We start from the raw sequence: 13,145 nt of genomic DNA, 5'->3' as shown, positions 1-13,145 counted from the left end.
GGATCTGGTTTACTTTGTATTGTCTTCACATAGTTTTCTGTTTCTTGTAATTTGCTACCATCAGCAAATGCTTTTTGCGAACTAGATTTCGCTTGCAGGCCAAGATCATACACTTGATGAGTATATAAACCTAAGTTCTTTACGAGCATAACGCGGTCAAAAGAACGTGTTAATAACTCCGGACGCTCTTTTTCTGCAAGATTTAAGTTTACAAAGAAAATACCAATCGTTACTACAAAATATACAAAACGTACTGGGTGTGATACACGCTCAGTTTTTGCAAATTCCTTCTTTCTCTTTAATAGAACCGAAAAGATAATAATATCAGCAAATGCAACAATGATTTTATAATTAAATAGTTCTTTCACACTGGATCCTAACTGTCCAAAGTTGGATGTTTGTCCAAGTACCGGTAAAGTAACGAAGTCATTGTAGAATCCGTAGAACATTACGTTACCAACAAGAACGATTGTTAAAATAAAATTAATTCCAAGTGCTATATAATTACGTTTCTTTCCTTTTGCGAATAATGCGAGACCCACAAACAGTAATGATGCTGCTAATGGACTAATGAATAAGATCAATTCTTGCATGAAAGATTCAAGTTTCAAATCAAAACTCGTACGTGTAATTATGTAAGTTTTTAGCCATACTGCTAAAGCTACAAACAAAGTAAAACGTGTATTTTGAAATTGTAATTTTAAAGATTCCTTCATTCATTTCACCCTTTCTCTATCATGATCAGTCTATTCAATAGCGACAAATACTTAAAATAAAAAAACATAGCTGAGATGGTCATGAGTAAAAAGATTTCTATTCCCCCATACACAAATTTAACTATGCGTACCCTGTTGTTTTCTATTATGATTTTATAAGCATAACGCCATTTTTGTACTTCATTAGTTGCTGCAAAAAAAACTCTACCATCGGTTTATATGTCCGTCAACTAGAACATATAACAAAAATAAAAGCAAGTATCAAAAAGCGTTCATATTTTATATTAAGAATTATAAATAAAAAGTAGTATGTAATATAATAGAGAGCTATGGAAACTTTTCAAACGCTAAAAAAGACAGTCTTTCTAAAAAAAGAAGTAACTGTCTTTTTCCATTTCTGATGAGTTGCTCTTAATTTTATCCCACTATTTACATACTTACTAAATTTCAATAATAATTTTAATATGTTTCTGATTATAATACTATAAATTCACTAAAAACATATATAGTATTATAACTTGCTCGTATCCTCGTAAATATTGCCTCTCCCGGTATTATTGATACACCTTCACGAAGTAAGTTACGATATAAGCATGCGGTGAATTCTATAAAGACATAGCAAACAAACTTCCTGTGAAACGAGTAGATCACGCAAAAGATGGAGTACTATATTTAATTCAAAACAGTTCTGTTACTGGAACAACTCTTCATATTGAAGGTGGGCATACTTTACTATACTCCTGTGCATTAATGTAGAGTAAGAGATTTATAGAAACAACACATACCCTCTAAGCTTCAAACCACATACCGAATCATCGCAACTTCATCACAACAATCAAATTTCGAACAATGTCTGCAATCAATCCACACTTTTTCAGGTAGCAATTCCTTATCAACTAAATCAAATCCACACTTTTTAAAAAATGTAGTTTGATATGTTAAAGAAATAACTCTTTTTACCTTTATTTTAGCAGCCTCATTCATTACATGATTAACTAACATACGTCCTAATCCTTGACCAGCATATGTATCCAATACGACTAATGAGCGTATTTCTGCCAGATCTTCTCCTAGAACATGTAATCCCGCAACTCCTAAAATTTTCTCTTCCTCTTTTACAACATACAAACATTGTAAGTACTGATAAAGAGATAAAAGGGAACGCGGAAGAACTACTCCTTCTTTTGCGTATCCTTCGATTAAATTATATATATCTTTCACATCACTTGTAATTGCACTTGAAATTTGCATCATGTATCTCCTCACATTAAATATTCATAGATTAAAATGAATATTAATTCATAAATTTATATAATAATACACCCACTCCACAAGCGAGTCAATTATTATTCTAAATTTTAGATATACTCTTCTCTAAAAAATAAGTCATATATACATCGATGCTATGAAAACAAAAAGAGACCTGCACTCGTTTCTTCTCTTTGTTTTCACATGGCATGGAGCTAAAAAGGCACTGACCGCTTCTATAAACGGCTGAACCCTTTCTCACCTATAAAAAAGAATGTTTTTTCAGCATACGAGTTGCTGCTTCGAAAACAAAAGGAGACCTCTTCTCATTTTCTCCCTTTGTTTCACATAGCATAGGGCCAAAAAAGGACCTGACCGTTTCTATGCATGGCCGGATCCTCTCTCACCTATAAAAAAGAATGTTTTTTCAATTTATATACTCTCATTCAGTACTTGTTTTCGAATCTCTTATTGGTAATACTGTAGAATATTTAATCTCACGTAGTGCCAAGCTCGTTTGTATTCGTGTAATCCCGAGCTTATTTAACTTCCTAATAAAATGTTCCAGCTCTTTACGATCTCTGTTTGCGACCTTCAATAAATAATCATATTCGCCTGTCAAACAATGACATTCTAATACTTCAGGCATAGATTCTAATTCTCTTTCCAATACTTCAAGTTTTTCAGATTGATGAATATTTGTACTCATAAAAATAAAACATAATAAATCAAATCCAAGTTTTTCTTGATTTAAGATTGCAACTTGCTTATCAATAAATCCTTCACCGTCCAGCCTTTTTATTCGAGCATGCATAGCAGCTGGTGACAAATTAACGCGACGTGCAAGTTCGGCATTACTTACTTGTGACTCTTTTTGTAAAATATCTAAAATTTGTACGTCCAAATCATCTAACACTTTAATAACAGATGACTCCATAAAAATCCCCCTTTTCTTTACCGACGATTCTTCGAAAAAACACATAATAAACTCAATTAATTCGAATAAAATTTCGTTATTATAATTATTTGTAGAATATTATTTTGAATTTTATCAATTATACAAAACAATGTATTAGATAAACAAGAAAAATGCTAAAATTATTTACAATTCACATGATATAAATCCTTTTTAGATTTTCACCATATAAGTCACTGCTATGAAAAACAAAAAAGGATCTGCACTCGTTTTCTCTTTTTGTTTTTACTTGGCATGGGGCTAAAAGAGGCTCTGACCGCTTCTATGCATGGCCAGATTCTCTCTCCCACCTAAAAAGAAAGGGTTTTTGTCAGTTTTTTAATTTGTAATACTAATAAAAGGAGTTCCAAACTATGCCTTATTTTTATGTCTTTTTATTATTACTAACAAGCTTATTATGGGGAGGCAATTTTGTCGTTGGAAAATCACTTGTCGATCATGCTTCTCCGATGACACTCACAAGCTTAAGGTGGATTATTGCCGTCCTTTGCTTATTACCAATTGTTTGGTTTAAAGAAAAGAAACTTCTTCCGCCTCGTGCTGCCATTCTTCCCTTATTACTTATGGGAATTACTGGTGTTGTTCTCTTTAACATTTTTCAATTCTTAGCGTTAGAGCAAACATCAGCAACGAACGTTGGACTCATTTCCACATTAAATGCGATTTCAATTGCATTATTTTCGTCTTTATTCTTAAAAGAAAAAATAAATATGCTTCAAATTCTTTCTATGATTCTCTCTTTTTTCGGTGTTATTCTCGTCCTTTCAAAAGGAAATATCGCACTTTTATTTTCATTACATTTTAATAGCGGAGATTTATGGATGATTGCTGCAGTCTGTATTTGGGGTATCTATTCAGTTTGTAGTAAATGGGCAACAAAAACAACTACACCGATGATGGCAACTTTATATTCCGGTATCTTTGGTGTCATTATATTACTCCCATTTAACATACCAACCTTTACTATCTCTCATATCAATGCTTCATTTGTCACTTCACTACTATATACAGGCTTAATTTCAACTGTAGTCTGTATGGTATTTTGGAATATTGGTGTTCAAAAACTAGGTGCCACTACATCAGGAATTTTTCTAAATTTCAACCCAATTTTCACTGCAATTTTAGCGTTTCTTTTCTTAGGAGAAGAGCTAACTTGGGTACAAATTTTTGGAACTATGATTGTTGTGACTGGCTGTTATTTATTTTCTCACTTCAAAACCATTGTCCATCAGCCAAGTAGTACTTTAATACGAAGGCATTCCTAACAAATAAGCACCATCATTATTTCTAATGATGGTGCTTTAATAAATACACCGATACTGTTTTCGCAACAATGACGATGGTTTTATTTACCTTTCATCTCTTTCACATAATTTTTTTCTTCTGCTGACGATAAACGTTCTGTTGCCTTTCCAGTATCACCACCTTGAATTTTCCACAAAAAGTTATGTTCCTCAACTGTTTGCGAAAAATCCCCTCTTTCCCATCGTTCTAAAATGGAAAGTAATTTTGATTTATAATTAAAATTTTTACTGCTCTCTACAGCTTTCTTTGCATTACGAATTTCCTTTTGTGTCATTTCAATAAATCCCCATTTCTCAGAGGATTTTACCTTTTGATGCACCATCTTATGCATAGTAGATATGATTTCATCTTCACTAACTTGTGGCGTTTCTTCCACTACCTTCTTTTCCTTTTGAGCAATTACTTTCTGCTCCTTTAAACGTTTATCCTCTGCTTCGACATACTCAAGAAATTTATAAGCGCCAAATATAACACCCATTACAATTACGATAGTCGTAATCGTCCCTATTATCCATTTTTTCATATTATGTATTTTGATATCTCCTCTAATTGTTACATAAACAAATGGAATCGCCTGCAAACAGTCGATTCCATTTGTTTGTCTATTCTACTCTAAGCCTTCATCGCTTCACGAACAATATGACTGTCTACATATTGCTTAAACTTTACGATTTTTCTATTCTCAAGTTGCCATACGTGAACGAACTCTGCTTCAAATGCTTTTCCTGTTTCTTTATAAACTCCTGAATACACACCTTCAGCAATAATAACGTCTTTTCCTTTTACTTCATGGTACGTATTTACACTCGCTTTATAATCATTCCAGTCCGATCCTAAACGACTAAATACATTTTCCATTACTGCATCTACACCAATATACGTTCCGCCATACGGGAAACCAGCTGCCTCTGTCCATTCTACTTTTTCAGAAAGAGCTTCCGCTAAATGTTTTGCATTTGAAGAAGATGGTCCTTCATATGTGCTTCGAATAATTTCTAAGTTTGTTTTTTGTACCATTATTCTTTTCCTCCAAACGCATTTGCTGCTAAAACCAGTCCGATTTCTAATGCTTTAACATGCGGGAATCGTTCCTTCATCGCAGTTTGAATTTCTTCACTTGAAGGATTTTCCGCAAGAACTTCATCGAATACCACTAAATATTTACGAGTATGTTCAATCGCCTCTATTGTATTTGGTGTATCATAATCACGATGACCAGCTACAACAATTTCTGGATGTAGGTTTTCAATTTCTTGTAATGTTTCTAACCATTTATTACGAGCTTCTGCATCTGTTTCTAACGTCCATGCGAATGTATTGTTATAAACAATATCTCCTGTAATAATAGCTTTTAATGATGGAATCCATACATAACTGTTATTAGGTGTGTCACCTTGTAAACCACCTTTAATGATTAATTCGTTCCCCTCTAAAATTAACTTATCTTCCTTTAACTCCTCTGGAATAATCGGTTGATGAGGCACATTATGTCCAATAGATGGTTTCCATTGTTCCACTTTCTTTTCAAATGTATTGCGAATATCTTCTACAGTGTTTCGTAATGCTACAATTTTTGCCTCCGGGAATGCTTCATGTAATACATTCAATCCAAAATAATGGTCTGGATGAAAATGTGTAATATAAATATGAGTTAAGTTCTTTCCTGTTTCAATAATTTGAGCTGTTAAACGGTGTGCGTCACTTAATAAGAATTGTGCATCCACAAGGATTGCATCTTGCTCTCCATAAATAATTGTTGATGTAACTTGAAATGCTTGTTCAGATCCTGTAAAGACTTCTAAATGTAATTTTGACATGTGCTTTCCTCCGTTTATTTATATAGGTTTATACTTATATTATCTTTTTATATTTCCTCACTTGTTATGATTAATCCAGTTGTAACTTTTATAGTTACAACTGGATTTAAAAAAATATACCTTCTTTATCAACCTTATACTTCACGCTTAATACTCCGTTGTAATCATTATAGTTACAACTAAATACTAAGTCAATACTTTTAAAAAAATAAATAAAAAGCACCGTCTTTTTCGTAAATCTTCTTACGAAAAGAACAGTACTTTGTATAATCATTATTTTGTTTTCATTACTTTTTCCTTTAGGAAACGATCTACATACCCTTCTGCCTTTGTAACAAATAAATAAGCTCCCATTGCTAATAATGCTAGATCTAATTCATATCCAGGATTCTTTCCATCTCCTAATAAACCAGCTGCTCCATTTACCTTTACAATTGCACCAACTAAGATAAGAGCAAATAATAATCCTACATATCTAACACCTAAACCAATGATTAATAATAGACCACCAACTAATTCAAATGTTGCAACCCCATATGCAAGACCGCCTGGTAAGCCAATGCTTGTAAACCAACCTGCTACGTTATCAATACCTGATTGAAACTTTGCTAAACCATGTGCAAAGAACGTAACTCCTAACACGATACGAATAATTAAATTACCAATATATTGATTCATTCTGAACTCTCCTTTTGTTTTGTTATATAAAACTTTTTTTCACAAGACAAAACAATACATTGTTTCTTTTTATTCGTCAATTCTTTTTTTAGAGAAACAAAAAAAACATTACCTATTTCATAGATAATGTGTAATAAAATGTACAATGAAACCTGTATATATAGCGTTTGAATGCATGACGTATATACATTGAACCCAAATAAAAATTACCAAAAATAGACCAGTAAAAATTTCGCTCTTCTTAAGGTTCTACTATTCAGCAAGTATAACTCTTTATCTTTATACAAAATACTTCTTCAATAATGGCGGGGTAATAATCGTTGTAAGGATAACAACAATTACAATTGCTGTGAAATCTTCTTTCGCCAATAAATTCGCTGTGAGTCCATTTGCTGCAATAATAAGTGCTACTTCTCCACGCGATACCATCCCAGCTCCAATACTAATGGAGGATTTCAAATTAAATCCTGTTAACCTTGCGCCTAATCCAGATCCCACTAATTTCGTAAGAATTGCAATGATCGTCATTATAATGATAAACCAAATTTGGTTTCCAATACCTTGAAATGTAATCTCCATCCCGATACTAACAAAAAAGATTGGTACAAAAATCGCATAGGCAATCGGCTCTGTTTTATGTTCTACTTCGTGTTTATATGTTGTTTGTGAAATCGCAATCCCTGCAGCAAATGCACCAATGATACCAGCAATCCCCATTTGTTCACTATAGTAAGCAAATGAAAAACAAATAATAAGTGCTGCACTAATTAACGCCTCTGACACACGGAGCGGCACCAACATTTTCATAATCCACGGAACAACTTTCCAGCTAATGAAAACAATACTTACGAAAAAGATGATTTTCTTAGCGATGACAAGTGTAATGCTCACGTCTTGTGTGCCTAAAAAACTCATTACAAAGGCTAATAAAATAACAACAATAACATCATCGAATACAGCAGCTCCTAGAATCGTTGTACTTTCTCTTGTGTTCATTTTCCCCAAGTCTCGCAATGTTTGAACAGATATACTTACAGAAGTCGCACAAAGCAATAATCCTAGGAAAATGGCATGTGATTGTAACATCCCAAATGCGAGTCCAGCCAAATACCCACCGAGAAAAGGAAAAATGATACCTCCCATCGCTACCGCGAATGAAGATTTTAAATTACGGTTTAATTCTTCTAAATCAGTTTCTAACCCTGCCATAAACATAAGTAATAAAACACCAATCTCACTCAGTTCATCAATAAGTTCAGAGCTATTAATAATTCCAAAGACAGCCGGTCCAATAATAATTCCAACAATTAATTTACCTAATACCGATGGCTGACCGAGCCTTACACTAATATCACCGGCTAATTTCGTACAAAGTAAAATAACGACAAGTTCAAAATAAAACAACATAGTATCTTCTCCTACTTTATAAAATACATCTATTTCTGATGGTAGTTTTCCCTTACATTTAAGATTTTATTTGTTATATTTTTTATTTGACAAAATATTCTGAATTATATTAAAATGACTACAGCAATTCTATATTTTTTATAAAGTGAAACTTTAATCAGTGGGGGTTTTCTCCATCCCCCACTGATTATTAGCCTTCACCAATCGGGCTTTAACGGGCAGTTTATCTCCCGCCTAACTTCTTTAGAAAAGCGGAAGCGGCTCGCTCAGAATCGCAGGACGTTGGAGCACCCGACAGAGAGGCGCTTTTTGCCTCGTCCGAGGGGGCGAAACGACCGGAGATTCTAGCCGCTAGAGCTGGACAATGCTTTCGCAGAATTTTGAGATGGGAGTATTACTACTGCCCGTTAAAGCGGGATACAAGCACACAACTGTACCTCTATTCACTTATAGACTATTTTACAGTGGGCTCATATTATATTCGCAGTTGTGAAGATTGAAGAATGAGGGGAGAGTCCAAGTGAAATCATTATTACGAAAGAAACCACTTACTACTGAATCACCACGGCAATTACAAAGAACATTAACCGCATTAGATTTAACTTTTTTAGGGATCGGCGCTGTAATTGGGACAGGCATTTTTGTTTTAACAGGAATCGTTGCCGCCAAGCATTCTGGCCCTGGTATTATGTTATCTTTTCTTATTGCTGCGTTTACTTGTGCATGCGTTGCCTTTTGTTACGCAGAATTTGCTTCTTCTATCCCTATGTCAGGAAGCGTTTACACCTATGCATATATGACAGTTGGAGAAGTCGTTGCTTTTATCGTTGGCTGGTGCTTAATGCTAGAATACTTACTAGCTGTTGCAGCAGTAGCCGTAGGATGGTCCGGTTATTTACAATCCTTACTTTCCGGGTTTAATATTCATCTGCCCGCCGTTATTGCCTCGGCCCCCGGAGTGGGAAAAGGCGGAATAATTGATTTACCAGCTGTATGTATTCTACTTTTAATTACACTGCTTCTTAGTTTCGGTGTACGCGAAAGTGCTCGCATTAATAACATTATGGTATTAATTAAATTGGCAGTAATTATTGCCTTTATCGTAGCGGGTGCAAAGTATGTTAAGCCTGAAAACTGGACACCATTTTTACCATTTGGATATGATGGAATCATTACAGGTGCAGCAACTGTATTCTTTGCTTTCTTAGGATTTGATGCTATCGCAACAGCCGCGGAGGAAACGAAAAAACCACAGCGCGATTTACCGATTGGAATCATCGGCTCCCTTCTCATTTGTACAGTACTCTATATGATTGTATCCTTTGTGTTAACAGGAATGGTACCTTACACACAACTAGATGTTTCTGACCCAGTTGCTTTTGCGCTTCATTTCGTTGGTGAAGATACAATTGCTGGCTTATTAGCCGTCGGAGCAATGACAGGAATGACGACTGTTCTTTTAGTTGTTATGTATGGACAAGTTCGCGTTTCTTATGCAATGAGCCGTGACGGTCTACTTCCAAAAGCGTTATCTCGAGTCAATCAAAGGGTAAAAATCCCTTTATTAAACACATGGATTACTGGAATCGCAGCAGCTTTATTAGCAGGATTACTAGATTTACATCTACTTGCAAATTTAGTGAATATCGGTACATTAACAGCCTTTGTATTTGTTTGCTGCGCTGTACTTATTTTACGCAAAACACATCCAAATTTAAAAAGAGGCTTCCGTGCACCATTTGTACCTATATTACCAATCGTTGCAATTTGTTGTTGTCTCTATTTAATGATGAACCTTTCTGCAACAACGTGGAAAAGTTTTGCCGTTTGGCTTGTCATTGGACTATGTGTATATTTCTTCTACTCTAGACGCAACAGCAACTTACTGACTGAAAAGAATAATAATGAACAAAAAGAAGCATAAAAAAACAGCTCGCCATATTGGCGAGCTGTTTTACGTTCGAGTTTGTTTGTTCATTAACGTTTGTAGAATGAAAAATATGCCGATGCAAGCTGTAAACCAATCCCAGTCTCCTATTGGTGACGAATCATTTACAATATCAATCGTAATTACAATCATTATGACCACCAATTGATACACAGGCTTCCATGTTCACATATCCATTCTCCTTTATCATTTTGTTTCTTTCTTTTTCTTTTTCCATGCAGACACGCTATCAAAGAAAAAGTTAATAAACAGCGTTCCTAGTCCTGCTAATAAAAAAGTCATTAAAAACAGAATCCATATGCTTTTGTCTTTCAAAAAATAATATCCAACAAGGAGCACAACTGCAATCCATACATATTCAAGAATTCTTTTTAGCTTTTTCTCTTCCAAATTATTCGCTCCCTTATCCTGTCTTTCTACTTTTAGTATAACAAAAAAGAAGCTTGCCATGACAAGCTTCTTTTTTGTTTATTTATTTACGCTCTTTTCTACAAGTTGCACTGCATATTCCAATGTACGCTGCATTGTTTCTACATATTGATCTTTTACTGCTTGATCTTTCATTACAGATTCTGCTACTGTGATTTTTTTCTCCAGCGCTTTTACTGGTCCTTCTGGATATTGCCCTGGCTCTTGCCCAACTTGTACTTGCTCTAATAATGCTTTTGCTACATCTATAGCCTTTTGTAGTTTTTCTTTCGGTGTTTCTTGCTCTGTTACTTTTGATTGTAAAAATGTTTGATGCGCAGTTTTTAAACCATTGTATGTTTGAACTGCTTGCTCTCCTGTAGTCACCATATTTTCAAAGATTGCTTTTGCCTCATTATAACTTGTTTGTAATTCTTTAAAAGCAGCTTGCGAGTATTGACCTGGTTTGTCACCAAACTCATAAGAACCCGCTAATGTTTCTTTTGCTTTGCCCATCTCTTCATATAAAACATTTAGCTCTTCTAATTTCGTACGATTTGTAAATTCATTATATGCCGCTAATACTTCAGATGAAGTTAACGCTTTACTATACAATTTCGCAAGCACAACTTGTCCGTTCAATGGAATACCGCCATTACCATTGCTTGTTGGATCGGCACCAATCGCAAACGGTACATTTGGATGATACACTTTACCTGTTGCTGGCTGACTATTTACTTTTTTACCATCTACATAAATCGCTACTTCGTTTCCGTTATAAATTCCTGTTAGATGATATGTTTTATTTGCTTCTAATTGTGTACCTACACGTTTATAGCTACCACCAATATGAGCCCATAATTCTACATATCCATTTCCAGTAGATTCAAATCCAATTCCACCACTCTCTGTATTTTGTAAAATACCTTGACCACGAATTTCATTCATCGAAAACACAGTTTCTAAAGTAAATGTGTTTTCTACCTTCGTTTTTTGCTCTGCTGAAAATGGAATATAACCAAATGTATTTGCTGCACCATTTAATTTCATCACATGTTTTTTCAACGTTTTATCATATTCAATCGGTACATTTCCTTTCACATTCCCATTTGCTTCAAATGGTGAATGATCCTTAAATGTACCATCTAAAAAGTTTACATCAAATACGTCCGCTTTTGGAACTTTCACATTTGGATCAATAACTTCTTTTTTCGTTGTTACTTCAGCTTGTAATGGTTGTTCACTTTCGCTACCAAATGAGTCGATAGCCACTGCTTCTAGCGTATATGTTTTTCCACTATCTAGTCCCGCCAATGTAAACGTAAGTTCTTTCGGCACCGGATCACGATAAAACTCGGAGAAGGCTAATAGCTTATTTTTGATTTCTCCTGTTTCTTTATCTCTTGCTTGTAAACGATAAGAATGAACAAGTAGGTTGTCCACTGCTTGTGGAAATGTCGCTGTTACTGAACTTTCCGTCACATTTGATACTGTTAATTTTGCACTTTGGTCAAAGGACGGTTTTTCTTTATCACGATTCTCTACATGCTCAAAAGATTCTTTTTTTGCTGGCAACTGCACTTTCCACGGTTCACCTGTCCAAGAATTTGTATGGAAATCACGACGGTTAATCGTTACTTCTTTATCATCCACTTCTACTAATAAACCTTGGCTTAATTCCCTCGCTCCTGGTGGAATATTACCTTGTACTTTGCCGCCCTCTACTTCCATATAACTTACAGAAGATGTGCCAACAGATGTAAAGTCTTTTTGATGAATCGATCTTGGATCATCTAATGGGTAATGAGAATGACCAGAGAAAGTAATTGCTTGTGGGTAATCTTTCAATATTTCATTAATTTTTGCACTATCCTTTGTTCCCCACTCATGACTTCCATACACAGTTTCTTTAATGTGCTGGTGCAAGAACACGAAAATTGGCTTTTCTGGATCATCAGCTTTTGCTTTTGCAATTTCTTCCTTCAACCAATTAATTTGTTTATCAGAATAATATCCATGTGTCGTTCCATCTTCTGGTGACATAACAAGGAAGTGATATCCTTTCACTACTTTATGATAATAAATAGATTCCATACCAGTCTTTTCTAAAAAGCGTTTTTGTGCACCCTCTACCGATAAACCATTCCAGTAATCATGGTTTCCAAGTGAATTCATTCTCACTGCATCTTTATTGGCATACTGATTATAAACTTGCATAAAACGATCATATTGCTGCGTAGAACCTGAATCTGTAAAATCACCAACGATAACAAATGCGTCTTGTTTTGGCGCAAGTGTATTAAACTGTTCAATCGCTCTTTTCCAGCGAAACGTATCATCTGTTCCGCTATTTTTAATATGTATGTCACTTACAACCGGAAAGACAAGTTTTTTCTCCTCCGGTTTTTTCTCTTGCGGCTTCTCTTCTGCTTGTACAGAAGTATTCCACGGAAACGATACAAACGCTAAAACAAAAACTGCTAATAATCCTATAAGACCTTTTACCTTCTGAAACACGTTCCTGCTCACGTAAATCCCCCTTGTATGTTTAATGCTGTACAAGGAACATTGTAACTAACACATATTAACCACGTTTAAATGAACGATAAAAAATATTAAAGCTTTGTAAATGTACAGTCAGT

Annotated in this window: 13 protein-coding genes and 1 pseudogene; 3 read left to right on the top strand and 11 right to left on the bottom strand. The window is 34.7% G+C overall.

From position 1 onward, the window contains the following. Window positions 1–716, bottom strand: a 716-nt coding sequence (locus tag J4P91_RS22050) for an LTA synthase family protein (RefSeq protein WP_483862149.1), incomplete at its 3' end; no start/stop codon positions are given. 517 nt (window positions 717–1,233) lie between these two features. Here J4P91_RS22050 and J4P91_RS29785 point away from each other — a divergent pair. Further along, a pseudogene (locus J4P91_RS29785) lies at window positions 1,234–1,472 on the top strand (SDR family oxidoreductase); the annotation flags it as partial. Between the two features lie 39 nt (window positions 1,473–1,511). Here the strand turns inward: J4P91_RS29785 and J4P91_RS22045 are convergent. Both J4P91_RS22045 and J4P91_RS22040 read right to left on the bottom strand, forming a co-directional pair. Further along, window positions 1,512–1,967 carry an N-acetyltransferase gene (locus J4P91_RS22045; RefSeq protein WP_207995846.1) on the bottom strand — a complete coding sequence of 152 codons (456 nt, stop codon included), beginning with the start codon at window positions 1,965–1,967 and terminating at the stop codon, window positions 1,512–1,514. 439 nt (window positions 1,968–2,406) lie between these two features. Next, window positions 2,407–2,901, bottom strand: coding sequence for an Lrp/AsnC family transcriptional regulator (locus tag J4P91_RS22040; protein ID WP_207995845.1), 495 nt, complete (start codon window positions 2,899–2,901; stop codon window positions 2,407–2,409). A 392-nt stretch (window positions 2,902–3,293) separates the two neighbouring features. On the opposite strand from J4P91_RS22040, the gene J4P91_RS22035 reads away from it, so the two are divergent. Then, on the top strand, window positions 3,294–4,205 hold the full coding sequence (locus J4P91_RS22035; protein ID WP_207995844.1) for a DMT family transporter: 912 nt from the start codon (window positions 3,294–3,296) through the stop codon (window positions 4,203–4,205). An 80-nt stretch (window positions 4,206–4,285) separates the two neighbouring features. Here the strand turns inward: J4P91_RS22035 and J4P91_RS22030 are convergent, their stop codons facing one another. From J4P91_RS22030 to J4P91_RS22010, 5 genes are all read right to left on the bottom strand, one after another. Beyond that, complete coding sequence (locus tag J4P91_RS22030; protein ID WP_207995849.1) at window positions 4,286–4,768, bottom strand: DUF6241 domain-containing protein; 483 nt, start codon at window positions 4,766–4,768, stop codon at window positions 4,286–4,288. Between the two features lie 89 nt (window positions 4,769–4,857). Beyond that, window positions 4,858–5,262: a nuclear transport factor 2 family protein gene (locus tag J4P91_RS22025; RefSeq protein ID WP_207995843.1), complete on the bottom strand. Its 405-nt coding sequence runs from the start codon at window positions 5,260–5,262 to the stop codon at window positions 4,858–4,860. After that, on the bottom strand, window positions 5,262–6,062 hold the full coding sequence (locus tag J4P91_RS22020; protein WP_207995842.1) for an MBL fold metallo-hydrolase: 801 nt from the start codon (window positions 6,060–6,062) through the stop codon (window positions 5,262–5,264). The genes J4P91_RS22025 and J4P91_RS22020 overlap by 1 nt, the downstream gene beginning before the upstream one ends. Window positions 6,063–6,335: 273 nt before the next feature. Then, window positions 6,336–6,740, bottom strand: coding sequence for a DoxX family protein (locus J4P91_RS22015; protein ID WP_017153148.1), 405 nt, complete (start codon window positions 6,738–6,740; stop codon window positions 6,336–6,338). Window positions 6,741–7,019: 279 nt separating this feature from the next. Continuing rightward, window positions 7,020–8,147: a cation:proton antiporter gene (locus tag J4P91_RS22010; protein WP_207995841.1), complete on the bottom strand. Its 1,128-nt coding sequence runs from the start codon at window positions 8,145–8,147 to the stop codon at window positions 7,020–7,022. Window positions 8,148–8,667: 520 nt separating this feature from the next. On the opposite strand from J4P91_RS22010, the gene bcaP reads away from it, so the two are divergent. Then, on the top strand, window positions 8,668–10,071 hold the full coding sequence (bcaP, locus tag J4P91_RS22005) for a branched-chain amino acid transporter BcaP (protein ID WP_207995840.1): 1,404 nt from the start codon (window positions 8,668–8,670) through the stop codon (window positions 10,069–10,071). A 30-nt stretch (window positions 10,072–10,101) separates the two neighbouring features. On the opposite strand, the gene J4P91_RS22000 is transcribed toward bcaP, so the two are convergent. The 3 genes from J4P91_RS22000 to J4P91_RS21990 form a co-directional block, all read right to left on the bottom strand. Beyond that, on the bottom strand, window positions 10,102–10,227 hold the full coding sequence (locus J4P91_RS22000; RefSeq protein WP_207995839.1) for an RpiR family transcriptional regulator: 126 nt from the start codon (window positions 10,225–10,227) through the stop codon (window positions 10,102–10,104). A gap of 54 nt (window positions 10,228–10,281) precedes the next feature. Continuing rightward, on the bottom strand, window positions 10,282–10,485 hold the full coding sequence (locus J4P91_RS21995) for a hypothetical protein (RefSeq protein ID WP_207995848.1): 204 nt from the start codon (window positions 10,483–10,485) through the stop codon (window positions 10,282–10,284). A gap of 78 nt (window positions 10,486–10,563) precedes the next feature. Beyond that, window positions 10,564–13,032 (bottom strand): LamG-like jellyroll fold domain-containing protein, encoded by a 2,469-nt coding sequence (locus J4P91_RS21990; RefSeq protein WP_207995838.1) that lies wholly within the window; start codon window positions 13,030–13,032, stop codon window positions 10,564–10,566. Window positions 13,033–13,145: the final 113 nt, after the last annotated feature.

The sequence above is a fragment of the Bacillus sp. XF8 genome (genome assembly GCF_017498755.1).
In the GTDB taxonomy this organism is placed as follows: domain Bacteria; phylum Bacillota; class Bacilli; order Bacillales; family Bacillaceae_G; genus Bacillus_A; species Bacillus_A bingmayongensis.
This window is presented reverse-complemented; position numbering and strand designations above follow the sequence as displayed.